Source organism: Streptomyces sp. NPDC090127 (assembly GCF_044746945.1).
Lineage (GTDB): Bacteria > Actinomycetota > Actinomycetes > Streptomycetales > Streptomycetaceae > Streptomyces.
Genome location: NZ_JBIVDE010000006.1, coordinates 181,822 through 208,037, shown reverse-complemented (window position 1 = coordinate 208,037; position 26,216 = coordinate 181,822). Strand labels below are relative to the sequence as shown.

21 protein-coding genes and 2 tRNA genes are annotated in these 26,216 nt (G+C 70.1%); 13 read left to right on the top strand and 10 right to left on the bottom strand.

Annotated elements, in window-relative coordinates:
- Positions 1-48: 48 nt before the first annotated feature.
- Complete coding sequence (gene pepN / locus ACIPPS_RS22965) at positions 49-2,619, bottom strand: aminopeptidase N (protein ID WP_401435086.1); 2,571 nt, start codon at positions 2,617-2,619, stop codon at positions 49-51.
- A 136-nt stretch (positions 2,620-2,755) separates the two neighbouring features.
- On the opposite strand from pepN, the gene ACIPPS_RS22960 reads away from it, so the two are divergent.
- Positions 2,756-3,391 (top strand): DsbA family protein, encoded by a 636-nt coding sequence (locus ACIPPS_RS22960; RefSeq protein WP_401435084.1) that lies wholly within the window; start codon positions 2,756-2,758, stop codon positions 3,389-3,391.
- 135 nt (positions 3,392-3,526) lie between these two features.
- On the opposite strand, the gene ACIPPS_RS22955 is transcribed toward ACIPPS_RS22960, so the two are convergent.
- The 3 genes from ACIPPS_RS22955 to ACIPPS_RS22945 all read right to left on the bottom strand — a co-directional run bounded on the left by ACIPPS_RS22955 (position 3,527) and on the right by ACIPPS_RS22945 (position 7,276).
- A complete protein-coding gene (locus ACIPPS_RS22955) occupies positions 3,527-4,171 on the bottom strand; it encodes a superoxide dismutase (protein WP_401435082.1) in 645 nt (214 codons plus the stop codon).
- A 178-nt stretch (positions 4,172-4,349) separates the two neighbouring features.
- Entirely contained in the window at positions 4,350-5,768 is a 1,419-nt protein-coding gene (locus tag ACIPPS_RS22950) for an amino acid permease (RefSeq protein WP_401435079.1), read from the bottom strand.
- 116 nt (positions 5,769-5,884) lie between these two features.
- Positions 5,885-7,276, bottom strand: coding sequence for an amino acid permease (locus ACIPPS_RS22945; protein WP_401435077.1), 1,392 nt, complete (start codon positions 7,274-7,276; stop codon positions 5,885-5,887).
- Positions 7,277-7,554: 278 nt separating this feature from the next.
- Between ACIPPS_RS22945 and ACIPPS_RS22940 the strand changes: the two genes are divergently transcribed.
- Complete coding sequence (locus tag ACIPPS_RS22940) at positions 7,555-8,157, top strand: biotin transporter BioY (protein WP_401435075.1); 603 nt, start codon at positions 7,555-7,557, stop codon at positions 8,155-8,157.
- An 80-nt stretch (positions 8,158-8,237) separates the two neighbouring features.
- Here the strand turns inward: ACIPPS_RS22940 and ACIPPS_RS22935 are convergent, their stop codons facing one another.
- A complete protein-coding gene (locus ACIPPS_RS22935) occupies positions 8,238-9,674 on the bottom strand; it encodes an amino acid permease (RefSeq protein WP_401435073.1) in 1,437 nt (478 codons plus the stop codon).
- 183 nt (positions 9,675-9,857) lie between these two features.
- On the opposite strand from ACIPPS_RS22935, the gene ACIPPS_RS22930 reads away from it, so the two are divergent.
- Positions 9,858-10,352, top strand: a complete 495-nt coding sequence (locus ACIPPS_RS22930) for a ribose-5-phosphate isomerase (RefSeq protein WP_401435070.1) — start codon at positions 9,858-9,860, stop codon at positions 10,350-10,352.
- Positions 10,352-11,161, top strand: a complete 810-nt coding sequence (locus tag ACIPPS_RS22925) for an Fpg/Nei family DNA glycosylase (RefSeq protein ID WP_401435068.1) — start codon at positions 10,352-10,354, stop codon at positions 11,159-11,161. Before ACIPPS_RS22930 ends, ACIPPS_RS22925 begins: the two co-directional genes overlap by 1 nt.
- 154 nt (positions 11,162-11,315) lie before the next feature.
- Here the strand turns inward: ACIPPS_RS22925 and ACIPPS_RS22920 are convergent, their stop codons facing one another.
- Positions 11,316-12,545 (bottom strand): GNAT family N-acetyltransferase, encoded by a 1,230-nt coding sequence (locus tag ACIPPS_RS22920; protein ID WP_401435066.1) that lies wholly within the window; start codon positions 12,543-12,545, stop codon positions 11,316-11,318.
- Positions 12,546-12,652: 107 nt separating this feature from the next.
- On the opposite strand from ACIPPS_RS22920, the gene ACIPPS_RS22915 reads away from it, so the two are divergent.
- Positions 12,653-13,798 (top strand): PP2C family protein-serine/threonine phosphatase, encoded by a 1,146-nt coding sequence (locus ACIPPS_RS22915; protein WP_401435064.1) that lies wholly within the window; start codon positions 12,653-12,655, stop codon positions 13,796-13,798.
- Between the two features lie 10 nt (positions 13,799-13,808).
- Here ACIPPS_RS22915 and ACIPPS_RS22910 read toward each other — a convergent pair whose 3' ends face one another.
- Positions 13,809-14,933: an acyltransferase family protein gene (locus ACIPPS_RS22910; protein ID WP_401435062.1), complete on the bottom strand. Its 1,125-nt coding sequence runs from the start codon at positions 14,931-14,933 to the stop codon at positions 13,809-13,811.
- A gap of 342 nt (positions 14,934-15,275) precedes the next feature.
- On the opposite strand from ACIPPS_RS22910, the gene ACIPPS_RS22905 reads away from it, so the two are divergent.
- Positions 15,276-15,470 carry a hypothetical protein gene (locus ACIPPS_RS22905; RefSeq protein ID WP_401435059.1) on the top strand — a complete coding sequence of 65 codons (195 nt, stop codon included), beginning with the start codon at positions 15,276-15,278 and terminating at the stop codon, positions 15,468-15,470.
- 107 nt (positions 15,471-15,577) lie between these two features.
- Here ACIPPS_RS22905 and ACIPPS_RS22900 read toward each other — a convergent pair whose 3' ends face one another.
- Together ACIPPS_RS22900 and ACIPPS_RS22895 are read right to left on the bottom strand one after the other, a co-directional pair.
- Positions 15,578-15,943: an amphi-Trp domain-containing protein gene (locus ACIPPS_RS22900; RefSeq protein WP_401435056.1), complete on the bottom strand. Its 366-nt coding sequence runs from the start codon at positions 15,941-15,943 to the stop codon at positions 15,578-15,580.
- A gap of 149 nt (positions 15,944-16,092) precedes the next feature.
- Positions 16,093-16,166: transfer RNA gene (locus ACIPPS_RS22895), tRNA-Gly, on the bottom strand.
- Positions 16,167-16,297: 131 nt separating this feature from the next.
- On the opposite strand from ACIPPS_RS22895, the gene ACIPPS_RS22890 reads away from it, so the two are divergent.
- The 5 genes from ACIPPS_RS22890 (at position 16,298) to clpX (ending at position 20,941) form a co-directional block, all read left to right on the top strand.
- A tRNA-Pro gene (locus tag ACIPPS_RS22890) sits at positions 16,298-16,374 on the top strand.
- Positions 16,375-16,536: 162 nt separating this feature from the next.
- The gene (gene tig, locus ACIPPS_RS22885; protein WP_401435054.1) at positions 16,537-17,916 is read left to right on the top strand and encodes a trigger factor; all 1,380 of its coding nucleotides are present in this window, start codon (positions 16,537-16,539) and stop codon (positions 17,914-17,916) included.
- 244 nt (positions 17,917-18,160) lie between these two features.
- Complete coding sequence (locus ACIPPS_RS22880; protein WP_401435052.1) at positions 18,161-18,778, top strand: ATP-dependent Clp protease proteolytic subunit; 618 nt, start codon at positions 18,161-18,163, stop codon at positions 18,776-18,778.
- 60 nt (positions 18,779-18,838) lie between these two features.
- Positions 18,839-19,501: an ATP-dependent Clp protease proteolytic subunit gene (locus ACIPPS_RS22875; RefSeq protein ID WP_137994695.1), complete on the top strand. Its 663-nt coding sequence runs from the start codon at positions 18,839-18,841 to the stop codon at positions 19,499-19,501.
- Between the two features lie 156 nt (positions 19,502-19,657).
- Positions 19,658-20,941 (top strand): ATP-dependent Clp protease ATP-binding subunit ClpX, encoded by a 1,284-nt coding sequence (gene clpX, locus ACIPPS_RS22870; protein ID WP_137989313.1) that lies wholly within the window; start codon positions 19,658-19,660, stop codon positions 20,939-20,941.
- Between the two features lie 98 nt (positions 20,942-21,039).
- Here the strand turns inward: clpX and ACIPPS_RS22865 are convergent, their stop codons facing one another.
- Entirely contained in the window at positions 21,040-21,996 is a 957-nt protein-coding gene (locus tag ACIPPS_RS22865; RefSeq protein ID WP_401435048.1) for a hypothetical protein, read from the bottom strand.
- Positions 21,997-22,134: 138 nt separating this feature from the next.
- On the opposite strand from ACIPPS_RS22865, the gene ACIPPS_RS22860 reads away from it, so the two are divergent.
- Together ACIPPS_RS22860 and ACIPPS_RS22855 are read left to right on the top strand one after the other, a co-directional pair.
- On the top strand, positions 22,135-24,756 hold the full coding sequence (locus tag ACIPPS_RS22860; protein WP_401435046.1) for a valine--tRNA ligase: 2,622 nt from the start codon (positions 22,135-22,137) through the stop codon (positions 24,754-24,756).
- 166 nt (positions 24,757-24,922) lie between these two features.
- A complete protein-coding gene (locus tag ACIPPS_RS22855) occupies positions 24,923-26,065 on the top strand; it encodes a sensor histidine kinase (RefSeq protein WP_401435042.1) in 1,143 nt (380 codons plus the stop codon).
- Positions 26,066-26,216 lie beyond the last annotated feature (151 nt).

Below are 26,216 nucleotides of genomic sequence, written 5' to 3'. Positions count from 1 at the left end.
CCCCGTCGCGGACACCGGCACCGCCGGTGCCCGTGACGGGCTCCTCGCCTACGCCCCCGCGTCGCACCTCTGCGCCCGCAGCGCGCGGGCCAGGTCGTCGCGGGACTCCAGGACCAGGCGGCGCAGCGCCGGCGCCGCGCTCTCGTGGGCCGCCAGCCACGCGTCCGTCGCCGTCAGCGTCGACTCGTCGTCCTGAAGGCCCGGGAACAGGCCCCGGACGACGTCCATCCCGATCTGGATCGAACGGTCCGCCCACAGCCGCTCGATCGCCGCGAAGTACTTCTCCGCGTACGGCGCGATCAACTCCCGCTGCGACGGCTGGACGAAGCCCCCGATCGTCGCCTCCACCAGCGCGTTCGACAGCGTGTCCGACTCGACGACCTGTGCCCAGGCCTGCGCCTTGACCGCCGCCGACGGCCGGGAGGCCAGGCAGCGGACCTGGTGCCGCTTGCCGGTCGCCGTGTCGTCGCGGGCCAGCTCCTCGCCGATCCGGACCTCGTCCGCCCGGCCGTACGCGGCCAGCGGCTCCAGGAACGCCCAGCGCAGCTCCTGGTCGACATCCAGGCCGTCGATCTTCGCCGTCCCGTCGAGCAGCCCCTCGAGGAGCTGGAAGTCCGCCTCCGCCCCGGCCGTCGCCGCGAAGAACCGCGCCCAGGTCAGCTGGTGCTCGCTGCCCGGCTCGGCCAGCCGCAGCTCACGCAGCCCGCCCTCGGCGAGCAGCCGCCCGCCCTCCGCGCGCCACGCCGGCGCCGCGTAGTGCGTGACCGCCGACCGCGCCCAGGCGTGCACCATCTGGAGCACACCGATCTCCGTCTCGCGGCCCGCGAAGGCCAGCGCGACCGCGACGAAGTCCCGGGCCGGCATGAGCCCGTCCCGCGTCAGGTTCCACAGCGCCGACCAGCACAGCGCCCGCGCCAGCGGGTCCGTGATGTCGCCCAGGTGCGCCCGCAGCGTCGCGAGCGAGCCCTCGTCGAAACGGACCTTGCAGTACGTCAGGTCGTCGTCGTTGACGAGGACCAGGTCCGGCCGGTCGGACCCCGCGAGCTCGGCGACGACCGTCCGCGCGCCGACGACGTCCGCCTCGGCCCGCGCGTACCGGACGAGCTCGCCGTCCGCGGACAGCCGGTAGAGACCGACGGCCACCCGGTGCGGGCGCGGCTCGTCGCCGCCCTGGACGACGGCGAGCTCGGTGATCCGCCCCCGCGCGTCGTACGTCACCTCGGGCGCCAGGGTGTTGACGCCGGAGGTCTGGAGCCAGGAGCGCGACCAGGCCTTCATGTCGCGCCCGGAGGTCTCCTCCAGGACCGACAGGAGGTCGGTCAGCCGGGTGTTCCCGTACGCGTGCCGCTTGAAGTACCGGCGCGCGCCCTCCAGGAACGCGTCCCGCCCCGCGTACGCCACCAGCTGCTTCAGGACCGACGCGCCCTTGGCGTACGTGATGCCGTCGAAGTTCAGCTTGGCGTCCTCCAGGTCACGGATGTCGGCCGTGATCGGGTGGGTGGACGGCAGCTGGTCGGCGCGGTACGCCCAGGACTTCCGGCTGTTGGCGAAGGTCACCCAGCTGTGGGTGAAGCGGGTCGCCTCGGCCAGCGAGAAGGAGCCCATGAAGTCCGCGAAGGACTCCTTCAGCCACAGGTCGTCCCACCACACCATGGTGACCAGGTCGCCGAACCACATGTGGGCCATCTCGTGCAGGATGACGTTGGCCCGGCGCTCGTACGCGGCCTGCGTGACCTTGCCCCGGTAGATGTACTCCTCGCGGAACGTCACCATGCCCGGGTTCTCCATCGCGCCGAGGTTGTACTCGGGGACGAAGGCCTGGTCGTACTTGCCGAAGGGGTACGGGTAGTCGAAGTTGTCGTGGAAGAAGTCGAAGCCCTGCTTGGTGATGAGGAAGACGTCGTCCGCGTCGAAGTGCTTGGCGAGCCCCTTGCGGCACATCGCGCCGAGCGGGATCTCCAGCTCGGTCCCGTCGGCCAGCGTGCGCGTGTAGGTGTCCGTGACGTAGTGGTACGGCCCGGCGACGACACACGTGATGTACGTCGAGATCGGCGCCGTCTCGGCGAACCGCCACACACCCTCGGCGTCCCGCTCCCCGGCGCCGTTGCTCCACACCGTCCAGCCCTCGGGCGCGGCCACCGAGAAGAGGTGCGGGGCCTTCAGGTCGGGCTGCTCGAAGGTGGCGTACACCCGGCGGGCGTCGGCCGGCTCGTACTGCGTGTAGAGGTAGACCTCGCCGTCCTCCGGGTCGACGAAGCGGTGCATGCCCTCGCCGGTCCGGCTGTACGCGCACTGGGCGTCGACCACCAGGACGTTGTCGTCGGCCAGGCCGTCGAGCGCGATCCGCGCCCCGTCGAAGACGGCCGCCGGGTCGAGCGCGCGGCCGTTCAGCTCGACCGACGTGACGGCGGGGGCGATCAGGTCCACGAAGGTCGCCGTGCCCGGGCCCGTACGACGGAAGCGGATCGTCGTCACGGACCGGAAGGTGCGGATCTCCTCGCCGGTCCCACCGGCCTCGCCGACCGCCGAGCGCAGGTCCAGGGCGACCTCGTACCCGTCGACGGACAGCAGCTCGGCCCGCTCGCGGGCCTCGTCACGGGACAGGTTCTCACCGGGCACGGTCACTCCTTCGTGGCTCGTTCGAAACAGCACCGATCCTCCCATGTGCGGCTGACACGCGGCACGCGGGGAATGCCCCGGACGAGGCGTGGCGTTGCTCCTTGCGGCGCAAAGGTATCCATCCATGAGGAGTGACATGTCCCAGAGCAGGACCACCGCCGACTTCTGGTTCGACCCGCTGTGCCCGTGGGCCTGGATGACCTCCCGCTGGATGCTGGAGGTGGAGAAGGTCCGCCCGGTCGACGTCCGGTGGAAGGTGATGAGTCTGGCCGTCCTCAACGAGGACAAGCTGGACGAGCTGCCGGCCGAGTACCGCGACATGCTGGAGACCAAGGCCTGGGGCCCGGTCCGCGTCGTGGTCGCCGCCCAGCAGCTGCACGGCGACGAGGTCGTCGGCAAGCTCTACACCGCGCTCGGCACCCGCTTCCACAACGACGGCGAAGGCCCGACGCGCGAGGCGATCACCGCCGCCCTGGCGGACGTCGGCCTGCCGGCCGAGCTCGCGGACTACGCCGACAAGGACACCTACGACACCGAGCTGCGCGCCTCCCACAAGGAAGGCATCGACAAGGTCGGCCAGGACGTCGGCACGCCCGTCATCGCGGTCCCGGGCGCGGACGGCGACGAGGTCGCCTTCTTCGGCCCGGTCGTCACACCGACCCCGCGCGGCGACGCGGCGGCCCGGCTGTGGGACGGCACCCTGCTGGTGGCCGCGACGCCCGGCTTCTACGAGATCAAGCGCACGCGCACGGCGGCGCCGAGCTTCGAGTGACCTCCGGGCCCCAGCGGCCCATGGAAGAACCCCCGTGACTCACGTCATCACGGGGGTTCTTCTCTCATCCGCCTGCGAGTGAAGGTTGAGAAGACGATCACGAGCAGGACGAGCGGGGCCGATCTCCCGGCGGGATCAGAAGGAGATCAGCGGGACGGAGGCCTTGGCCGCCTGGTAGCGCTTGTTCACGTCCTGCCAGTTGACGACCTGCCACATCGCCTCGATGAAGTCCACCTTCTGGTTCTTGTACTGCAGGTAGAAGGCGTGCTCCCAGGCGTCGAAGACGAGGACCGGGACGGAGCCCTGGCCGACGTTGCCCTGGTGGTCGTAGACCTGCTCGACGATCAGCCGGCCGCTGATCGGCTCGTACGCGAGGACGCCCCAGCCGGAGCCCTGGGTGGTCGCGGAGGCCTTGGTCAGCTGGGCCTTGAACTTGGCGAAGGAGCCGAAGGACTCGGTGATGGCGTCCGCGAGGTCGCCCACGCCGTCGGCCGCGAGCGGCTCGCCGCCGCCGCCGCCCTTCGGGCTGTCCATGTTGTTCCAGTAGATGCTGTGCAGGATGTGGCCGGAGAGGTGGAACGCCAGGTTCTTCTCCAGGCCGTTGATCGAGCCCCACTGGTCCTTCTCGCGGGCCTCTTCCAACTGCTCGAGCGTGTCGTTCGCGCCCTTGACGTACGCGGCGTGGTGCTTGTCGTGGTGCAGCTCGATGATCTGCGGATTGATCACCGGCTCCAGCGCCGCGTAGTCGTACGGCAGTTCCGGAAGGGTGTAGATCGCCATATGCCGAGCCTCTCGCCGCTGCTGAGTTATTGCAACCTGTATGCAAGTGCAGGCTAACAGCAGGAGGCTCCCGAGTTGATCAGCCCTTGGCCCTAGGTCTCGTGGCGGAGCGTGTGGGAAACGACGAACCCCCGGGCCGTCGGAACGGTCCGGGGGTTCGCGTACGTACGGGTGAGGGTCAGGCGTCCTCGGCCACCGGCCCGCGCCTCTTCTGGAGCGCGAAGCCGACCGCCGCGAGCAGCGCGGTGAGGCCGCCCGTCCAGTACAGCTGGACCCGGGTGCCCTCCTCACGGGCCATCAGGAAGAAGATCGCCGCCATGCCGGCCAGCGCCACCCAGGTCAGCACGGGGAAGGCCCACATCTTCACGACCAGCTTCTCGGGCGCCTCGCGCTCGGTGCGGCGGCGCAGCAGCAGCTGCGAGACGGCGATGAAGAACCAGACGACGAGGATGATCGCGCCGATGGTGTTCAGGAGCCAGATGAAGATGTCGTCGGGCCGCCAGTAGCTCAGCAGCACGCAGAGGAAGCCGAAGACCGAGGAGACGAGGACGGCGGGCCGCGGCACGCCGCCGAACGTCCGGCCCAGCGCCTTCGGGCCCTGGCCGCGGGCGACCAGCGAGGTGGCCATGCGGGAGGCGCCGTAGATGTTGGCGTTCATGGCCGACAGCAGCGCGATCAGGACGACAACGTTCATGATCTGGCCGGCCGCCGGGATGCCCAGGTGGTCGAGGGTGGCGACGTACGGGCCCTTCTCGACCACCGCCTTGTCGCCCCACGGGACCAGGGTCACGATGACGGCCATCGAGCCGATGTAGAAGAGCGCGATGCGCCACATCGCCGTACGGACCGCCTTGGCGACGCCCCGCACGGGGTGCTCGGACTCGGCGGCGGCGATGGTGACCGTCTCCAGACCGCCGTACGCGAACACCGAGGCGAGCAGTCCGACGATCAACCCCTCGGAGCCGTTCGGGAAGAAGCCGCCCTCGCCGGTGAGGTTCGCGGCGCCCGGGGCGTCCGTACCGGGCAGCACGCCGACGATGGCGAGCACGCCGATGCCGAGGAAGAGGACGATCGCGCCGACCTTCAGGGCGGCGAACCAGAACTCGAACTCGCCGAAGTTCTTCACGGCCGCCAGGTTGGTGCCGCAGAAGACCAGCATGAAGAGGGCGACCCAGGCCCACTCCGGAGAGCCCGGGAACCAGCCCGTCATGATCTTCGCCGCGCCGATGCCCTCCAGGCCGACGGCCACACAGAGCAGGAACCAGAAGGCCCAGCCCGCCGTGAAGCCGGCCCAGGGGCCGATGGCGCGCTCGGCGTGGACGGAGAAGGAGCCGGAGGCCGGGTTGGCCGCCGACATCTCGCCGAGCATGCGCATCACGAGCATGACGAGCAGGCCGGAGATGGCGTACGCGACCACGATCGAGGGACCGGCGGCGGCGATACCGGCGCCGGAGCCGACGAAGAGGCCGGCGCCGATCACGCCGCCGAGGGCGATCATCGAGAGATGGCGCTGCTTGAGGCCGTGGGTGAGGCCCTGGGCGGGGAGCGCCTGGTCGTCCTTGCGGTCGACGGGCTCGGGCGCGGTGGTCCGTGACATGGGGCAGCCCTGTTCATTGGCTGAGACGGGGGAACGGCCCACAGTCTGGGCGGGAGCACCGCTTACAGGGAACAGATGTCCGCTATACGGGCACCAGCTTCACACAAGGTGAAGATCTACCTCCGCTTCGTGCGCGCGTCCCGCACCCACGCCACCAGGAGGACGGCCCCGGTGGCCGCGCCCGACCACAGCACCTGCGGCCGCGCGCCGTCGTCGGTCAGCATCAGCACCAGGACCGCCGCCATCGCGGCCAGCGCCGTCCAGGTCAGCCAGGGGAAGCCCCACATCCGCAAGGTCAGCTTCTGTGGCGCCTCACGCTCGATCCGGCGGCGCAGCCGCAGCTGCGAGACGGCGATCAGACCCCAGACGAAGAGGAGTACCGCGCCGACCGCGTTGAGCATGTAGAGGAAGACGGAATCCGGCCACTTCAGATTGAGCAGGACGGAGACGAAGCCGAAGGCCACCGATGCGAGCACCGCCCGGCGCGGCACCCCGCCCGAGACCCGCAGCAGCCCCTGGGGCGCCTCGCCGCGCTCGGCGAGCGAGAAGATCATCCGCGAGGAGCCGTACAGGTTGGCGTTGAGCGCGGAGAGCAGCGCCACGAAGACCACGATGTTCATGATCTGGCCGGCCGCCGGGACGCCGATCGAGTCGAGCACGGCGACGTACGGCGACCGGCCGGGCCGCATCGAGGTCCAGGGCAGCAGGGTCACGATGACCAGCATCGAACCGACGTAGAAGAGGAGGATGCGCCACACCGCGCTGCGCACCGCCCGGGCCACGTTGCGCGCCGGGTCGTCCGACTCGGCGGCCGCGATGGTGACGACCTCCAGGCCGCCGAAGGCGAAGACGACGGCGAGGACACCGGAGACCACCCCGCCCCAGCCGTGGGGCAGGAAGCCGCCCTGGCCGGTCAGGTTGGCGGCCCCCACCGGGTCGGTGTCGGGCAGCCAGCCGAGGATCGCCAGCGTCCCCAGGACCAGGAAGAGCACGATCGCGCCGACCTTCAGGGCGGCGAACCAGAACTCGAACTCGCCGAAGTTCTTCACCGCCGCCAGGTTGCTCGCGGTGAACACGATCATGAAGATCAGCACCCAGCCCCACTGCGGGACCCCCGGCACCCAGCCGTGCGCGATCTGCGCCGCGCCCGTCGCCTCCACGGCGAGGACGACGACCAGCAGGAACCAGTACAGCCAGCCCACCGAGAAGCCCGCCCAGCGGCCGAGCGCCCGCTCCGCGTGGACGGAGAAGGCGCCGGAGGCCGGCATCGCCGCCGACATCTCGCCGAGCATCCGCATGACCAGCATCGCGAGCGTGCCCGCGATCAGATACGAGAGGACGATGCCCGGCCCCGCCACCGCGATGCCCGCGCCCGAGCCGACGAAGAGCCCGGCGCCGATCACCCCGCCGAGCCCCAGCATCGTCAGGTGACGCTGCTTCAGTCCGTGCGAGAGCGGCTCCGGTTCGGGCGCCAGGGGGGAGGGAGCGGCAGGAGGTGCGTCGTGCATGGGGGGCTCGTGCCTTCGGGAACGGTGCGGAAGCGTCTGGGGAGAACGTTTATGGAGAGCCCACAGTCTCTCCGCTGATCGCCCTTCGGCGCAAAATGGCCCTTGGTCCAGCTCTTCGCCGTGAGAAGCGTCACGTGGCGCCAGGCATGGATCCCGTCCTTTGTGCGATCTCCACGAACGGTCCAGCCTCCCCTTTGTGGGCGGCTGACGGTGATCGACCGTTCACTCCTCGACTACGGTCGATCCGTCCTGACCTCCCTCACCCCCGCGGAGTACCGATGAGCACCGCCGCCGCCCCCGTCCGTCCCCTCGGCTCCCTCCGCTCGGGGAAGGTCCTCGCCGACCTGCTGCCGTCCTCCCGCGCCCGGGACATCGCCCTCGTGGTGGGCGGCGCCGCGCTCACCGGGTTCGCCGCGCAGATCGCCGTCCCGGTCCCCGGCTCGCCGGTCCCGGTCTCCGGCCAGACCTTCGCGGCCCTGCTCGTCGGCACGGCGCTCGGTGCCCGCCGCGGCTTCCTCTCCCTGGCGCTGTACGCGGTCGTGGGCATGGCGGGCGTGCCGTGGTTCGCCGAGGCCGCCTCCGGCTACGCGATGCCGTCCTTCGGCTACATCCTCGGCATGCTGCTCGCCGCCACCGTCGTCGGCGCCCTCGCGCGCCGCGGCGCCGACCGCTCCGTGCTCCGCACGGCGGGCACGATGGTGCTCGGCTCCGCCGTCATCTACGCGGTCGGCGTGCCCTACCTGGCCTTCGCCACCGGCATGACGCTCCCGCAGGCGGTCGCCGCCGGACTCACCCCGTTCCTGATCGGCGACGCGCTCAAGGCCGCGCTCGCGATGGGCGCGCTGCCGACCGCCTGGAAGTTCCTCGGCCGCAAGGGCTGATCCCCGTACGGGACCCGGCACGACGAAGGGCCCGCCGCTCCGACCGGAGCGGCGGGCCCTTCGTCATGTCCGCGATGCGATCAGACCCGGTCGGTCTGCTTCGTCAGCCGGTCCTTGACCAGTGCGATCACCAGCACCAGCGCGGCCACGAGCAGGGAGAGCACGACCTGCTCCCGGGCGCTGCCGCCGTCGTAGATCATGTAGCCGAGGACGAAGACGATCATCGCGATGGTCGCCCAGGTCAGGTACGGGAAGAGCCACATCCGCACGACGAGCTTCTCGGGCGTCTCGCGCAGGATGATCCCGCGCATCCGCAGCTGGGTCACACAGATGACCAGCCAGACGAAGAGCGCGACGGCGCCGGACGAGTTCAGCAGGAACGCGAAGACGGTGTCGGGCCACTGGTAGTTGAAGAAGACCGCGACGAAGCCGAAGACGACCGAGGAGAGGATCGCGGCCGTCGGCACGCCCCGCTTGTTGGTCTTCGCGAACGCCTTCGGCGCGTCGCCGCGCTGACCGAGCGAGAAGGCCATCCGGGAGGCGGTGTAGAGGCCGGAGTTCAGGCAGGACAGCACGGCCGTCAGGACGATCACGTTCATGACCTGGCCGGCGTGCGGGATGCCGATGGAGTCCAGGGCGGCGACGTACGAGCCCTTCTCCACGATCGACTTGTCGTTCCACGGCAGCAGGGTCAGGACCACGAAGATCGAGCCCAGGTAGAAGACGCCGATCCGCCAGATCACGCTGTTGGTGGCCTTGGTGACGGCCCGCTGCGGGTCCTCGGACTCACCGGCGGCCAGGGTGACGATCTCGCTGCCCATGAAGGAGAAGACGACCATCAGCACACCGGTGAGGATCGCGCCCGCGCCCATCGGGAGGAAGCCCCCGGCGTCGGAGAGGTGCGCGAAGCCCGCGCCCGGGTTGTCCGAGCCCGGCAGCACGCCGAAGACGGCGAGCAGACCGACGATCACGAAGGCGGCGATCGCGACGACCTTGATCCCGGCGAACCAGAACTCGAACTCGCCGTACGAGGAGACCGAGGCCAGGTTGGTCGCGGTGAGCACCACCATCACGATGAGCGCCCACGCCCACTGCGGCACGGCCGGGATCCAGCTCTCCAGGATCACGGCACCCGCGGTCGCCTCGACGGCGAGCACCACGACCCAGAAGAACCAGTACAGCCAGCCGATGGTGAAGCCGGCCCAGCGGCCGAGCGCCTGGTCGGCGTAGGCGGAGAACGAGCCGGAGGTCGGCCGGGCAGCCGCCATCTCGCCGAGCATCCGCATCACGAAGACGACCATCGTGCCGACGAGCGCGTAGGAGAGAAGGATGGCGGGACCGGCCGCGGCGATGCCGGAGCCTGAGCCGACGAAGAGGCCGGCGCCGATGACGCCACCGATGGCGATCATCGAGAGATGGCGGTTCTTCAGACCGGCCTTGAGTCCGTCGGAGGGCTGCGAATCACCGGTGGTGCCGGTGTTCTCGCCTTCCTTCGCAAGGGTCGGCTGCGTGTTCATGAACGCTTCCTTACGTGTGGGGGGCGCTCGGGTCGCGAGCCCGAGCATTGAACACCGGACTCCCGGGTGATCGGAAGGGTCGACTCCGGATCGTTGCGTAAGGGCCGAAGGTCCAGACCGATCCGGACCAAGGGCCCGACCCCGATGACCGCTACCCCGCCCCTCGCGTGCCACACTCGGACCATGCGCGTGTACCTCGGCTCCGACCATGCCGGCTTCGAACTCAAGAACCACCTCGTCGAGTGGCTGAAGGCCCATGGCCACGAGCCCGTCGACTGCGGTCCCCACATCTACGACGCCCAGGACGACTACCCGCCGTTCTGCCTGCGCGCCGCCGAGAAGACGGCCGCGGACCCCGACAGCCTGGGCATCGTCATCGGCGGCTCCGGCAACGGCGAGCAGATCGCCGCGAACAAGGTGAAGGGGGTGCGCGCCGCCCTCGCCTGGAGCGAGCAGACCGCCGCCCTCGGCCGCGAGCACAACGACGCCAACGTCGTCTCCATCGGCGGCCGGATGCACACCCAGGAAGAGGCGACGAAGTTCGTCGAGATCTTCCTGAGCACCCCGTACTCCGGTGAGGAGCGTCACACCCGCCGGATCGAGATGCTCGCCGCGTACGAGACCACCGGCGAGCTCCCCGCGATCCCGGCCCACCACCCGCAGGAGCCCACGGCCTGATGCCCGAGGGGCACACGATCCACCGACTGGCCGCCGACCACCGGGAACGGTTCGGCGGCCGGTCCGTGCGGGTGACCAGCCCGCAGGGCAAGTTCACGGACTCGGCGGCGCTGCTCGACGGCGCGGTCCTGGAGTCCACCGAGGCCCACGGCAAGCACCTCTTCCTCGGCTTCCCCGGGGAGGAGTGGGTCCACATCCACCTGGGCCTCTTCGGCAAGGTGAACTTCGGCGACGCGCCCGCGCCGCCGCCCACCGAGACCGTACGGCTGCGGCTCGCGAACCCGGAGTCGTACGTCGACCTGCGCGGCCCCACCACGTGCGCCCTGATCACCGACGCCGAGAAGCGGGCGATACACGACCGCCTCGGCCCGGACCCGCTGCGCGAGGGCGACGACCCGCGGAAGGCCTGGCACCGGATCTCCCGGTCGAGGACCACGATCGCCGCGCTCCTGATGGACCAGAAGGTCATCGCGGGCGTCGGGAACGTCTACCGGGCCGAGGTCCTCTTCCGCCACGGCATCGACCCGTACCGCGCGGGCAAGGACATCACGCGCGAGGAGTGGGCCGCGATGTGGACGGACCTGGTCGCCCTGATGCGCGAGGGCGTCCGGAACAACCGCATCGACACCGTCCGCCCCGAGCACACCCCCGAGGCCATGGGCCGCCCGCCGCGCGTCGACGACCACGGCGGCGAGGTCTACGTCTACCGCCGAGCCCTCCAGGCCTGCCACATCTGTGGCGGCGAGATCCGCACCGCCGACCTCGCCGCCCGCAACCTCTTCTGGTGCCCGGGCTGCCAACAGCGCTGACGCGCCCGGGCCGTGCCCCCGGCCCGCCTGCCCCGGCGCCCTTGTCCCGAGGCGGCGGGGCCCGAGGCGGCGGGGCGCAGGGCGGCGGGTCCCGAGGCGGCGGGGCTCGACGTGACGGGTCCCGAGGCGGCGGGTCCCGAGGCGGCGGGGCCCGCTAGAACCCGTGCGGCAGCCACGGCGCCACGGGCGACCCGAAGGCGACCGACGCCTCCACCAGCGCCCCGCCCCGAAGCTCCCGCACCCGCCCGGCCGCGGCCAGCGAGACGAGCGAGTTCCCGCCCAGGTACGCCGCGCCCAACTCCCGTACGGACAGCGCGAGATCGGCCGGGTCCTCGGTCCGGACGCAGACCGCCCCCTTCGTGTCCCCGGTCAGCCGCCACCGCCCCTCGTTCCACGGACAGAACGCGTCCGAGACCTCCAGCACCACGTCCACCGGCGTCTGGTAGGTCCGCGCCTCCAGCGCCGTCCCCACCTCCACGAGCCGCAGATGCAGCGCGTCCCGCAGCTTCGGCTCGCACCGCCGCACGTCCGACACCAGGTGCTGCCACGCGTCGTCCACCGGCCGGCTCTGGACCAGGACCGTCGACGTCAGGTCGATCGAGCAGAGGAACCGCCACAGCGCCGCCTCCGCCGCCGGATCCAGCGCCTCCAGATCCTTCACCAGGACGCTCCCGTCGGCCCCGGCGAACGACCAGTCCCCCTTGATCGCGTACCGCGCGTACCCGACGACCTCCCCGTCCCGCTCCGCGAGCACGCAGAGCCGCGGCGAGGCGCCGCCCCGCTCGCTCGCGGGGTCGAGCAGCGGCACCTTCTCCCAGCCGGGCTGCCGGGCGAGCATCCCCGGCCTGGCCGCCACCCGGCGCGCGTACAGCGCCTCGCACGCCTCCGCGGACTTCGTCAGGTCGGCCTGGCGCAGCGTCACGTCGTCCGTGCCCTCCGGCACGCTCAGCCGGACCCGGTGGGTGTCGATCGTCGCCCGCGTCGTGTACGTGGCGACGCCGTAGCCGAACCGGCCGTAGATCGTCGGCTCCGAGGCCGTCAACACGGCGAGCGACTCTCCCCCCGCCCGTACGTCGTCGAGCTGGCGCCGCATCATCGAGGTCAGGATCCCGCGCCGACGGTGCGTCGGGGCCACCCCCACCATCGTGACGCCCGCCGCCGGCACGAGCGTCCCGCCGGGGACGGAGAGCCGGAACGAGAACGCCCCCGCCGTACCCACGCACTGCTCGCCGTCCCAGACGCCCATCGAACGGTCGTACTCGGTCAGCTCGTGCCAGAGCCTGCGCTCCTCGGGCGCCTCCGCCACCCCGCCGAAGGCGAGCTCCAGCATCCCGTACCACTCGTCCCACTCGGCCCGTTCGAGTACGCGCAGCTCAGTCGTCATATGCCATCGATACCAGCGCGGGGAGGCCCGGGGCGACCCGATTTCGCGCGCAATGTCTCAGGGGTCCCCCTGCACGAGGTCCGACCGGGTGGATAGGGTCCAGGCCAATGGGAAATCGCGTGGGTGTCGATTCGTACCCGGCCCGGATGCGCAGGAGCGCACACCGGGCCCGCGTCGCGCTGCGCAGATCCGGCGTCGACTACTTCCGCGGCGAGGGATCCGACTGGGTCGCCTTCGGCGCCCTGCTGCTCACCATCCCGGCGATCACCGTCGCCACCCTCGCCGATCCGGTGTGGTGCTCACCCACCACCCTCGTCCTGCCGATCGTCGCCGGGGGGCTCCTGCTGCGCCCGGCGAGCCTGCTCGGCCTGTACGCGGCCGCCGCGGGCGCCCTGATCGTCGAGTCCCTCGTGCTCGGCCCGTACACCCAGGGCCCCGCCCGGGTCACACCCGGTACGGTCCTCGTGGTCGCGGCCTGCGGGTTCTTCGGGCTCCTGATCGCCCAGTTCCGGGCGCGCGTCGGCGTGCCGTGGCGGCGCGGCGGCACCATGCTCTTCGACCTGCGCGAACGGATCAGGGCCCAGAGCGCCCTGCCCCGCCTCCCGCAGGGCTGGCACCGCGAGATGGCGCTCCGACCGGCCGGCGGTCAGTCCTTCTCCGGCGACTTCGTCGTCGCGGCCCGCACCCACGGCGGCCGGACCCTGGAGGTCCTCCTGACGGACGTCTCCGGCAAGGGCATGGACGCCGGGTCGCGCGCCCTGCTGCTCTCCGGAGCGTTCGGCGGGCTGCTCGGCTCGCTGCCGCCGCACGCCTTCCTGCCGGCCGCCAACGGCTACCTGCTCCGCCAGGACTGGGACGAGGGCTTCGCCACCTCCATCCACCTGGTTCTCGACCTGGAGTCCGGGGACTACGAGCTGCTCTCCGCCGGACACCTGCCCGCGCTCCAGCTGCACGCGGGCACCGGACGCTGGGAGGAGAAGACCGGCGAGGGCCCGCTCCTCGGCGTCTACGACGGCGCCGAGTTCCACCCGGTCAAGGGCTCGCTCCAGCCCGGGGACGTCCTGATGCTCTTCACCGACGGCCTGGTCGAGTCCGCCGAACGGGACATCGCCGAGGGCATCGACCGGCTCACCGGCGAGGCCGACCGCTACGTCGCCTCCGGTTTCGAGGGCGCGGCCTGGCACCTGATCGAGGCCTGCGCCAAGGACGTCAACGACGACCGCGCACTCCTCCTCATCAGCCGCAAGGCCTGAGCCCGCGTCGTCAGACCGGCTTGGCCTTCGTCGTCTCCTTGCGGAAGGCCCATGCCATGTCGGGCTCCGTCACCCACCTCAGCAGCCTGCGCACCGGCGGGGTGCACAGCAGCGTGATCGCGACGAGGGCGGTGACGCTCACGGCCACCCGCCCCCCGGGTGTGCCGAGCCAGGGGTAGTGCTCGAAAAGGTCGAGGTAGGTGGCGCCCCGGATCAGGAAGCCGTGCAGTACGTAGCCGCAGATGGTGCCCGCGCCGAGCACCGTGAACCAGCGCCTGGTGCCGGGGACCAGGGAGAGGAAGGCGGCCGTCAGCACCAGCGTGCAGAGGAAGAGGACGGCGATCAGGAACAGACCGCGTCCCACTTCCGCGCCCAGCTCCTGCACGCTCCTGGAGCGGTAGAACCAGTTCAGGTAGAGGGTGGGGGCCAGCCAGTAGTAGAGCGGCAGCGCCACGGCGAACACGGCCGCGGAAGCGATCCGCACGGGGCGCCGCCGCAGGAACGCGAAGTACTCCGGCTTCATGCACAGCCCCATCACGAAGTACGGCAGCAGCTGGAGCACGCGGGTCAGGTCCAGGGCGCCGCCGATGGCGGGCGTGATCGAGGCGAGCCCGGCGATCGCGAGGGAGGTCGCCACCGGCCACCGCACCACGCCCCAGAAGGGAGTGGTCAGACGCCAGATGAACAGGGCTATCAGGAACCACATCAGGTACGTGGGGTGCAGGAGGCTGAACGGCCGGAAGCTGCCGGTGCCCCACCGCGTGAAGAGCGTGTACCCGACCTCGAAGACGACGTACGGCACCGCGACGCCGGTGAGCAGCCGCTTGAGCTGGTCGGGGCGTCCCCGGTAGCTACGGGAGAGGTAGCCGGATATGAGGATGAAGACCGGCATGTGAAACGTGTACAGGAACATGTACAGGCCCCGGGTGGCCCGGCTGCCCTCCATGACCGTCGGCCAGACATGCCCGAGGACGACCAGCAGGATCGCGAGGTACTTCGCGTTGTCGAAGTAGGGATCGCGAGGGGTGGACCTGCGGGGGGCCGCGACGCCCTGCTCCTGCGCCGTGGGGGCCGGCCCCACAACCGCGCCCCCGCGGAGCGGAGTTCTGGCGCTGTACTGCGTAGCGGAGGACATCCCCGGACCTTAACTGTGCAGATCCTGTGGCCAAACCCTCCTGCATATAAGGGATATATGCGGCTCATTGCATCGAAAGTGAACCCTTGATCTTGCACTGATGTGCGATCAATCGGGGCAATAGGGGCACGGTTGTACGGGTGTGCTCTATCTCTCTCTTGGTCCCGCGCGGCCCACCAGGAGCGGCCGCGACCCTGTTCATCAGGCGTGATCTTGCCCGCGACGGTTCGTCACCACGCAGCGAGGGCAAGGAGGTTGATGGCACGATGGACGCAGCGGGGGGTGCGGTGCGACGCGCGCTCCCCGGCGGCAAGGTGGGACCGACCGAGGGTGTGATCAGTTGTGGCCATTTCGCTATCCGTGGTGCTGCTGTTGGCGATCATCCTGGTGGTGCTGATCCGCGGCGGGAAGATGAAGGCCGGGCCGGCCGTCGTCGCGGTGCTCTTCGGCTTCTTCCTCGCTTCCACGGGGATGGCGGACGACATCCAGCGCTTCCTGGACTCGATAACGCAGACGGTGAGCTCCATCAAGTTCTGACGCCCGCGACCACCGCCGACGCCGACCCGCCGACGCCGACCCGCCGACGCCGACTCGCGCCGCCTGGCCCCGGCCCGCCGTCGGCGCGCCGACCCGCCCGCGCCCGCTCAGGCCGTCTTCGTGGCGGCCCGCTTCGTCCGCCCGCCCCCGCCGGCGCCGCTCCGTGCGCGCTTGGCGGGCGTGGCCTTCCCGTTCCGCGCTGGCTTCTCCGCGCTCGCCGACTCCGCGGCGGGAGCCTTCCGGCGCCTGCCCGTCGGCCAGCTGAGTTCGATCTCCAGCTCGATCTCGCCGTCCCCGACCTCGAACTCCACCTCGCCGCGGAGGTCGTCGGGGATCCGCAGACTCAGGATCCCGGAGCCGATCTCCAGCTCCACCTCGCCGCCCTCGCGCAGCGCGTCCGCCAGCGCCGTCAGCTGGTCCGCCGCCTCGATCCGGGACAGCGACCGCTTCTGCTCGAACTTCAGGTCCTTCACGGCTGCCTCCGATGCGGCAGAACAAAGGGAGAAACACGGCCAGTCCCATTCTGCGGCGGCACGCCGACTCCGGCATCGGGAGAGGCGCCGTCCGGGAACGACAAAGGGCCAGACCGGAGGATGAACCTCCGACCTGGCCCTGAGCCACATGGAGCGGGCGACGGGAATCGAACCCGCGTAGCTAGTTTGGAAGACTAGGGCTCTACCATTGAGCTACGCCCGCAGACGACGCGCCGCAGGTCACGAGGGCCGCGGCACGGACAGCATCGTAGCGGGTCCCGGGGTGTCCCCGCACGCCCCATGAAGAGGGGGCGTCGCACTGTCTCCGTGCATGTACCCTACGTGTCGCACCGACGGGGTGTGGCGCAGCTTGGTAGCGCGTCCGCTTTGGGAGCGGAAGGCCGTGGGTTCAAATCCCGCCACCCCGACCACCAAGATCACGGAACACAAGATCGCGTTGTGGGCCTCATCCCGCTTGCGGTTACTATGCAAGCTGCGTGCCCGTGTGTCTCTCTGACCGGGCCGATCGGCCGGAACCGCTGACCAAGCGGCATCGGCAGAATCCAAGAATCAGCCACCAAGGAGACCGAACCGTGAAGAGCGCCGTGGAGACCCTGAACCCGACCCGGGTTCGGCTCACTGTCGAGGTGCCCTTCGAGGAGCTCAAGGACAGCCTCGACGCGGCGTACAAGAAGATCAACCAGCAGGTCACGGTCAAGGGCTTCCGCAAGGGCAAGATCCCGGCTCGTGTGATCGACCAGCGGTTCGGCCGTGGTGCGGTGCTGGAGGAGGCCGTCAACGACGCCCTCCCGAAGTTCTACACCGAGGCGGTCAACGAGGCCGAGGTCAACCCGCTGGGTCAGCCCGAGGTCGACATCACCGAGCTGAAGGACGGCGAGCTGCTGGCCTTCACCGCCGAGGTCGACATCCGCCCGACGATCGAGATCCCGGACTACTCCGGCATCGAGGTCACCGTCGACGCGGTCGAGGTCACCGACGAGGACGTCGAGAAGTCCGTGGAGCAGCTGCGCGAGCGCTTCGCCTCCACCAACCCGGTCGAGCGCGCCGCCGCCGACGGTGACGTCCTCACCATCGACCTCGAGGCCAAGGTCGACGGCGAGGTCCTCCCCGACGGTGTCGCCCAGGGCGTCTCGTACACCATCGGTTCCGGCGAGCTCCTCGACGGCATCGACGAGGCCGTCACCGGCCTGGAGGCCGGCGGCGAGGCCACCTTCACCTCGCAGCTGAAGGGCGGCTCCGCCGAGGGCAAGGACGCGGAGGTCACCGTCAAGGTCGCCGCCGTCGCCGCCCGCGAGCTCCCCGAGCTGGACGACGACTTCGCGCAGCTCGCGTCGGAGTTCGACACCCTCGACGAGCTCAAGGCCGACAGCCGCAAGCGCCTCGAGAACATGAAGCAGTTCGACCAGGCCACCCAGGCCCAGGAGCGCGTCCTCGACGAGCTGCTGAAGCTGGCTGAGGTCCCGATCCCCGAGAAGCTCCTCGAGGACGAGATCAACACCCGCAAGCACAACCTGGAGCACCACCAGCTCGGCCAGATGGGCCTCGACCTCGCGAAGTACCTGGAGATCCAGGGCAAGACCGAGGAGGAGTTCCTGGCCGAGACCAAGGAGCAGGCCGAGAAGGGCATCAAGACGCAGTTCATCCTCGATGAGCTCGTCAACAAGGAGAAGCTGAACGTCAGCCAGGAGGAGCTCACCGAGCACCTCATGCGCCGCGCCGCCTCCTCCGGCATGTCCCCCGACCAGTTCGCCCAGGCCGTCGTCGAGGGTGGCCAGGTGCCGATGCTCGTCGGCGAGGTCGCCCGCGGCAAGGCCCTCGCGGTCGTCGTCGAGGCCGCCAAGGTCGTCGACACCAACGGTGAGACCGTCGACCTCGAGGACGACGAGGACGAGGCCGCCACCGAGACGGTCGAGGCCGTCACCGGCGACGTCGAGACCGACGAAGACAAGTAACGGGGCCCAGGCCGCGCGCCGAACCCCTGGTCCACGGGCCCGGACGCACTGCTGTGCGCCGGGCCCGTGGCCGTATGCGGGCCCTGTGAGCCCCCAGTAACCTTGCGCTCCCAGCGAACAGTTCGGGAACCGGGATGGCGTTGTCCTACCTGCGCGTTAGGGTCCATGAATACGAGGGCACTGCCCTCTGAACGAGACGCTGAGACGGCCGGAGCAGGGCCGTCGGAGACGAGCAGGTGGATACGTGACGAATCTGAAGCCTTACGCCGCGGGTGAGCCGTCCATCGGTGGTGGCCTCGGCGACCATGTCTACAACCGGCTGCTCGGCGAGCGGATCATCTTCCTCGGCCAGCAGGTCGACGACGAGATCGCCAACAAGATCACCGCGCAGATGCTTCTCCTCGCCGCAGACCCCGAGAAGGACATCTACCTCTACATCAACAGCCCCGGTGGCTCGGTGACGGCCGGCATGGCCATCTACGACACCATGCAGTACATCCCGAACGACGTCGTCACCATCGGTATGGGCATGGCGGCCTCCATGGGTCAGTTCCTGCTGACCGGCGGCGCCGCGGGCAAGCGCTTCGCGCTGCCGAACACCGACGTCCTGATGCACCAGGGCTCCGCCGGCATCGGCGGTACCGCCTCGGACATCAAGATCCAGGCCGAGTACCTCCTTCGCACGAAGAAGCGGATGGCCGAGATCACCGCGCACCACTCCGGCCAGACCGTCGAGGCGATCATCCGCGACGGCGACCGCGACCGCTGGTTCACGGCGGACGAGGCCAAGCAGTACGGCCTCATCGACGACATCATCACCCACGCCGCGGGCGTTCCCGGCGGCGGCGGCACGGGCGCCTGAGCCCGGCAGCCCGCTGACGAACCCAGCCCACCGAACGCCACCAGGACGGTGAACAACCAGATGCAGAACAACCTCTCCCCGAGCGGCCTCTACACGGGCGCGCCGATGGACAACCGCTACGTGGTCCCGCGCTTCGTCGAGCGCACCTCGCAGGGCATCCGCGAGTACGACCCGTACGCGAAGCTCTTCGAGGAGCGCGTGATCTTCCTCGGCGTGCAGATCGACGACGCCTCCGCCAACGACGTCATGGCGCAGCTGCTGTGCCTGGAGTCGATGGACCCGGACCGCGACATCTCGATCTACATCAACAGCCCCGGTGGCTCCTTCACCGCGCTGACGGCCATCTACGACACGATGCAGTTCGTGAAGCCGGACATCCAGACGGTCTGCATGGGCCAGGCGGCCTCCGCCGCGGCCGTGCTGCTCGCCGCCGGTACGCCCGGCAAGCGGATGGCCCTGCCGAACGCCCGCGTGCTGATCCACCAGCCGTCCGGCGGCACCGGCCGTGAGCAGCTCTCCGACCTGGAGATCGCGGCCAACGAGATCCTGCGCATGCGCACCCAGCTGGAGGAGATGCTGGCCAAGCACTCCTCCACGCCGATCGAGAAGATCCGCGACGACATCGAGCGCGACAAGATCCTGACGGCCGAGGACGCCCTCGCGTACGGCCTGGTCGACCAGATCGTCTCGACCCGCAAGAGCACGGCCGCCGCGGCAGCCTGACGCTCGACCTTCCCCTGGCACGGTCCGCGTGGCCGAATCACGACCATGTGAACCGTGCCAAGGGGGGCCCGAACGGGGGGCCCGGCAAGGTACCGTCGAATATGAGGCACCAGGAGTCGCTGAACCAGGCGCTCCCAGGCGAAGGGGAAGCACCTCGTGGCACGCATCGGTGATGGCGGCGATCTGCTCAAGTGCTCGTTCTGCGGAAAGAGCCAGAAGCAGGTGAAGAAGCTCATCGCGGGACCCGGTGTGTACATCTGCGATGAGTGCATCGACCTCTGCAACGAGATCATCGAGGAAGAACTCGCGGAGACGAGCGAGGTGCGGTGGGAGGAACTCCCGAAGCCCCGCGAGATCTACGAGTTCCTCGAGGGGTACGTCGTGGGGCAGGAGCCCGCGAAGAAGGCCCTCTCGGTCGCGGTGTACAACCACTACAAGCGCGTCCAGGCCGGCGAGAACGGCGGCGGCGCGGGCCGTGACGACGCCATCGAGCTGGCGAAGTCCAACATCCTGCTGCTGGGACCCACGGGCTCCGGCAAGACGCTCCTCGCGCAGACGCTGGCCCGGATGCTCAACGTCCCGTTCGCCATCGCCGACGCGACGGCGCTGACGGAGGCCGGCTATGTCGGCGAGGACGTCGAGAACATCCTGCTCAAGCTGATCCAGGCGGCCGACTACGACGTCAAGAAGGCCGAGACCGGGATCATCTACATCGACGAGATCGACAAGGTCGCCCGTAAGAGCGAAAACCCGTCGATCACGCGCGATGTCTCGGGCGAGGGCGTCCAGCAGGCCCTGCTGAAGATCCTGGAAGGCACGACGGCCTCCGTCCCGCCGCAGGGCGGCCGGAAGCACCCGCACCAGGAGTTCATCCAGATCGACACGACGAACGTGCTCTTCATCGTGGGCGGCGCCTTCGCCGGCCTGGAGAAGATCATCGAGTCGCGGGCGGGCGCCAAGGGCATCGGCTTCGGGGCGACGATCCGCTCCAAGCGCGAGATCGAGGCGAGCGATCAGTTCCAGGAGGTCATGCCGGAGGACCTGGTGAAGTTCGGGATGATCCCGGAGTTCATCGGCCGCCTCCCCGTGATCACCTCGGTCCACAACCTCGACCGCGAGGCCCTGCTCAAGATCCTCGTCGAGCCGCGCAACGCGCTGGTCAAGCAGTACCAGCGCCTCTTCGAACTCGACGGCGTGGAGCTGGACTTCGACCGCCCGGCCCTGGAGGCCATCGCCGACCAGGCGATCCTGCGCGGCACGGGCGCGCGTGGCCTGCGGGCCATCATGGAAGAGGTCCTCATGTCGGTGATGTACGAGGTCCCGTCCCGCAAGGACGTGGCCCGCGTGGTCATCACGGCGGACGTCGTCCACAACAACGTGAACCCGACGCTGGTGCCGCGGATCGTGAAGAACGACGGACGGCACGAGAAGAGCGCGTAGCGCGCTCGCGCACGAGTCGCACAAGTCGCAACAGTCGCGCAAGTCGCACGAGAAGAGGGGCGCCCCCGGCGGGGGCGCCCCTCTCCGTGTGCGTCGGGTCAGAGCTTGACGCGAACTTCCTTGCGGAGCTTGGCGGTGATGGCGGCGGCGTCCTCGGCGGAGCTCGCCTTGCCCGAGAGCATGGAGGCCATCTCGACCGGCAGTACGAAGCCCACCGTGCTGTGGTCGGCCCAGACGCACATCGTCATCGAGAAGGCAGGGGTGCCCTCCGAGGCGTTGGCCTCCGCCTTGGCCTGCTGGCACTTGAGGACCGCGCCGTCGAGGTCCGCCGGCTCGTACGCCTGCGGGCTGCCCGCCAGTTGCGGCTCGTCGCCCTTGCCCTTGTCCTTCTCGGCCTCCGCCTTGATGGAGGCGAAGACGCTGTCGACGACCTTCTCGGGGTCGTCGATCTCGCCGTAGAGACCGCTGAAGGAGATCAGCTTGCCGCCGAGCGGGTTGGCCTTGTCCTCGACCTTGTAGGAGGCGTTGACCTCCTTGGCGTTCTTCACGCCGTTCTTCTCGGCCTCCGCCAGGGAGTCCTTGCCGGCGCCGTCGTTGCTCGCGGCGTCCTTCTTGTACTCGGTCAGAACGGTGGCGGGCGTGATCAGCTTGTGCGGGCCGTCGTTCGCGACCGACGAGCCGCCACCGCCCTGCGTGAAGAACCACACGCCACCGGCGACCAGCGCTAGCGCCACGACCGAGGCGCCGACGATCAACCCCGTCTTCTTCTTCGGGGCGGGCGGCGGGGGCGGCATGTAGCCGCCGGGCTGCTGGCCGTACGGGGGCTGCTGGGGAGGCTGGCCGTACGGGCCCTGCTGCTGCGGGTAGCCGTACTGACCGGGCTGCTGCTGCGGCGGCACGCCCTGGGGCGCCTGCTGGGGGTAGCCGTAACCGGGCTGCGGAGCCTGCGGCTGCTGGCCGTAGGGGCCCGGCTGCTGGCCGTACGGGCCCGGCTGGCCGTACGGCCCGGGCTGCTGAGGCTGACCGCCGTACGGGCCCGGCTGGTTGTAGCTCATGGACAGGTTCCCCTCACAGGATGTTTATGCGTAGCGAACATCCTGTCGGAAGCCTTGCCCCACGAGGGCGGCGGGGGGCACACCGTTACGGAACTATCGGGTTTCGGGACAGCCCTGTCGCACCCCTAAACTGACCCCGTGACCGAGAACACTCAGCAGCAGCCAGCAGCCAACCCCGAACTGCCGACCCAGTACGCGCCGGCCGAAGTAGAGGGGAAGCTGTACGAGCGCTGGGTAGAGCGGGGTTACTTCGAGGCCGACGCGAAGAGCGAGAAGCCGCCGTTCACCATCGTCATCCCGCCGCCGAACGTCACGGGGTCGCTCCACCTGGGGCATGCCTTCCAGCACACCCTCATGGACGCCCTGACCCGCCGCAAGCGCATGCAGGGCTATGAGTCCCTGTGGCTGCCCGGTATGGACCACGCCGGCATCGCCACCCAGAACAAGGTCGAGCAGCAGCTCGCCGAGGAGGGCAAGTCCCGCCACGACCTGGGCCGCGAGGAATTCACCGAGCGGGTCTGGCAGTGGAAGGACGAGTACGGCGGCAGGATCCTCGGCCAGATGCGCCGCCTCGGCGACGGTGTCGACTGGTCCCGTGAGCGGTTCACCATGGACGAGGGTCTGTCCAAGGCCGTTCAGACGATCTTCAAGAAGCTCTACGACGACGAGCTGATCTACCGCGCCGAGCGCATCATCAACTGGTGCCCGCGCTGCCTGACGGCCATCTCCGACATCGAGGTGGAGTACCAGGACGACGCCGGTGAGCTGGTCTCGATCCGCTACGGCGACGGCGAGGACAGCCTGGTCGTCGCCACCACGCGGGCCGAGACGATGCTGGGCGACACCGCCGTCGCCGTCCACCCGGACGACGAGCGGTACGCCCATCTCATCGGTCGGCAGATCAAGCTGCCGCTGACCGACCGCACCATCCCGGTTGTCGCGGACACCCACGTCGACCCTGAGTTCGGCACCGGCGCCGTCAAGGTGACCCCGGCGCACGACCCGAACGACTTCGCCATCGGCCAGCGTCACGGGCTGCCCTCGCTGACGGTCATGGACGAGCACGGTGTCATCACCGTCCATGGGCCCTTCCTCGGCCTCGACCGTTTCGAGGCTCGCTCGACGATCGTCGGCGCGCTGCGCGAGCAGGGCAGGATCGTCGCCGAGAAGCGCCCGTACATGCACTCCGTCGGCCACTGCTCCCGCTGCAAGACCACGGTCGAGCCGCGGCTCTCGCTGCAGTGGTGGGTCAAGGTCGGCCCGCTCGCCCAGGCGGCCGGTGACGCCGTCCGCGACGGCCGGGTCAAGATCCACCCGCAGGAGATGGAGAAGCGGTACTTCGACTGGGTCGACAACATGCACGACTGGTGCATCTCGCGCCAGCTGTGGTGGGGCCACCGCATCCCGATCTGGTATGGCCCGGACGGCGAGGTCGTCTGTGTCGGACCCGACGAGCAGCCGCCGACGGGTGAGGGCTGGACCCAGGACTCGGATGTCCTCGACACCTGGTTCTCTTCGGGCCTGTGGCCCTTCTCCACCCTCGGCTGGCCGGAGAAGACCCCGGACCTGAAGAAGTTCTACGCGACCGACGTCCTGCTGACCGGCCACGACATCATCTTCTTCTGGGTCGCCCGGATGATGATGTTCGGTCTCTACGCGATGGACGGCGTCGCGCCGTTCCACACCATCGCCCTGACCGGCCTCGTCCGCGACGAGTTCGGCAAGAAGATGTCGAAGTCCAACCCCAACGCGGTCGACCCGCTGGACTGGATGGACGCGTACGGCTCCGACGCCGTCCGCTTCACCCTGGCCAACGGCGCCAACCCGGGCGCGGACGTCCCGATCGGCGAGGACTGGGTCAAGGCATCCCGCAACTTCGCCAACAAGATCTGGAACGCCACGCGCTTCGCGCTGATGAACGGTGCGACGGTCGAGGGCCCGCTGCCGGACGCCTCGGAGATGTCGGCCACCGACCGCTGGATCCTGGCCCGGCTCAACAAGACCGTCGCGCAGGTGGACGCGTACTACGACGACTACCAGTTCGCGAAGCTCGCCGACGCGCTGTACCACTTCGCGTGGGACGAGGTCTTCGACTGGTACGTCGAGCTGTCGAAGACGACGTTCTTCGCCGGCGGCGAGCAGGCGAAGGTCTCCGGCCGCGTCCTCGGCGAGGTCCTCGACGTCACGCTGCGACTGCTTCACCCGGTCGTCCCGTTCGTCACGGACGCCCTGTGGACCACCCTGACCGACGGCGAGTCGCTCGTCATCGCCGACTGGCCCACCGACTCCGGCTTCCGTGACGAGGCCGCCGAGAAGGAGATCGAGCTGGTCCAGCAGGTCGTCACCGAGGTCCGCCGGTTCCGGTCGGACCAGGGGCTCCAGCCCGGTCAGAAGGTCCCGGCCCGCCTGGACCTCGTCGGCACCGCGCTCGCCCCGCACGAGGCGGCCATCCGGCAGCTCCTGCGCCTCCAGCCGGAGGGCGAGGGCTTCGCCGCCACCGCCTCCCTGCCGGTCGCCGGTGCCACCGTCGCGCTCGACCTGTCCGGCACGATCGACGTGGCGGCGGAGCGCAAGCGGCTCGCCAAGGACCTGGCCGCCGCCGAGAAGGAGAAGGCGCAGGCGAACGGGAAGCTCGGCAACGAGGCGTTCCTCGCCAAGGCCCCCGACAACGTCGTGGACAAGATCCGTACGCGGCTGGCCAAGGCGGACGAGGACATCGCCCGGATCCAGGCGCAGCTGGAGCGGCTGCCGCAGGCCTGACCGCCCGCGCGAGCTCGGGGGAGGGGCCCGGAACCGGTTCACGGTTCCGGGCCCCTTCCGCTGCCCGGGTGGCATGTACATCGCATTTGTCCGTGGTGCGTGACATCACACCATTCATGACCAAAGTCAGTCCGCCCGGGTCCAAAGACCTTGGATGATGGAGGGCATGTCCCTCCGCCCCGCCTTCCCCGCGCTGCGCCGCCGCGTGGACCGGTGGGCGGGATCGCCGCGTGCCCTCGACGTCGTCACCGCGCTGAGCGCCTTCGCGCTGATGTCCCTGGACGTGCCGGGCCTGGCGCGCGCGGACAACTCGCTGACCGGGATCACCGCGTCCCTGGTCCTCGCCGCCGGCGCCTCGACCCTCGCCCTGCGGCGCAGGCTGCCGTGGTTCCCGTACCTGGTGGCCCTCGCGCTCATGGGGTGGCTGCACGAGCTGACGATGATCCAGTTCGCGCTCTACTCGCTGGGCCGGTTCCGGGGTCGTAGGGTCGCCGTCGTCGCCACCGTGCTCTACGTGGCCGTGGCGTACGCGCTCTTCCAGCTGCCCGGATGGCCGGCCCGGCACGGGGAGACGGTGAGCGAGTTCCTCAGCCTCGTCGTGCCCATCGGTGTCCTCGCGGCCGGTGTCGGCATCGCCGCGTACCGCCAGGACCTGGTGCGCGCCCTGGAGTCCCACCGCGCCGAGGCGGCCGCGCGCCAGGCCGTCCAGGAGGAGCGGATCTCGGTCGGCCGGGACGTCCACGACCTGGTGGGCCGCGAGCTGACCGTGCTCGCCGTGCGCTCCGAGGTCCTCGCCGTACGGGCCAGGGGCGACGCGCACCAGAAGGACTTCGAGGAGCTCGCGGACACCGCCCGGCGGGCCCACCACATGCTGAACGAGACGATCGTGCGGCGCGCCGACGGGGGCGCGGAGGCGCGGGGTCTCGACGGGCTTGTCGCGCTCGCGGAGGAGAGCGAGCGGATGGGCAGCCCGGTCGACCTCGTGGTCGCCGAGGAGGCGAAGGCGCTCTCCCCGCTGCGCCAGACGGCCGTCCATCGGGTCGTCCAGGAGTGTCTGACCAACGCGGCCAAGCACGCACCGGGGCTGACGGTGACCGTGACGATCTCGCTGACCGGCCGGGATCTGCGCGTCGAGGTCCGCAACCCGCTCCCCGTGACCCCGCCGGACCGCGTCCCGGTCTCGACGGGCACCGGGCTGTTCTCCATGCGGGAGCGGGTCGACAGCATGGGCGGCAGCCTGTCGGCCGGCCCGGACGGCGACACGTACACGGTCACGGCCCTCCTCCCGACGGGCCTCGACCGTCCCTAGGGCGCGCTGCCGATCAGGCCGGGCTCGCGGGGGCCGGGCTCAGCGGCGGTTCTCCGCGCGTCCGGGCCGGGCTCAGCGGCGGTTCTCCGCGCGTCCGGGCCGGGCTCAGCGGCGGTTCTCCGCGCGTCCGGGCCGGGCTCAGCGGCCGCTC

Bases quoted from the DNA above. Each gene is read 5' to 3' on its own strand.
- ACIPPS_RS22960 (WP_401435084.1), top strand. From the start codon at position 2,756: ATGTCCCAGAGCAGGACCACCGCCGACTTCTGGTTCGACCCGCTGTGC.
- ACIPPS_RS22955 (WP_401435082.1), bottom strand. From the start codon at position 4,171: ATGGCGATCTACACCCTTCCGGAACTGCCGTACGACTACGCGGCGCTG.
- ACIPPS_RS22950 (WP_401435079.1), bottom strand. From the start codon at position 5,768: ATGTCACGGACCACCGCGCCCGAGCCCGTCGACCGCAAGGACGACCAG.
- ACIPPS_RS22945 (WP_401435077.1), bottom strand. From the start codon at position 7,276: ATGCACGACGCACCTCCTGCCGCTCCCTCCCCCCTGGCGCCCGAACCG.
- ACIPPS_RS22940 (WP_401435075.1), top strand. From the start codon at position 7,555: ATGAGCACCGCCGCCGCCCCCGTCCGTCCCCTCGGCTCCCTCCGCTCG.
- ACIPPS_RS22935 (WP_401435073.1), bottom strand. From the start codon at position 9,674: ATGAACACGCAGCCGACCCTTGCGAAGGAAGGCGAGAACACCGGCACC.
- ACIPPS_RS22930 (WP_401435070.1), top strand. From the start codon at position 9,858: ATGCGCGTGTACCTCGGCTCCGACCATGCCGGCTTCGAACTCAAGAAC.
- ACIPPS_RS22925 (WP_401435068.1), top strand. From the start codon at position 10,352: ATGCCCGAGGGGCACACGATCCACCGACTGGCCGCCGACCACCGGGAA.
- ACIPPS_RS22920 (WP_401435066.1), bottom strand. From the start codon at position 12,545: ATGACGACTGAGCTGCGCGTACTCGAACGGGCCGAGTGGGACGAGTGG.
- ACIPPS_RS22915 (WP_401435064.1), top strand. From the start codon at position 12,653: ATGGGAAATCGCGTGGGTGTCGATTCGTACCCGGCCCGGATGCGCAGG.
- ACIPPS_RS22910 (WP_401435062.1), bottom strand. From the start codon at position 14,933: ATGTCCTCCGCTACGCAGTACAGCGCCAGAACTCCGCTCCGCGGGGGC.
- ACIPPS_RS22875 (WP_137994695.1), top strand. From the start codon at position 18,839: ATGCAGAACAACCTCTCCCCGAGCGGCCTCTACACGGGCGCGCCGATG.
- ACIPPS_RS22865 (WP_401435048.1), bottom strand. From the start codon at position 21,996: ATGAGCTACAACCAGCCGGGCCCGTACGGCGGTCAGCCTCAGCAGCCC.
- ACIPPS_RS22855 (WP_401435042.1), top strand. From the start codon at position 24,923: ATGTCCCTCCGCCCCGCCTTCCCCGCGCTGCGCCGCCGCGTGGACCGG.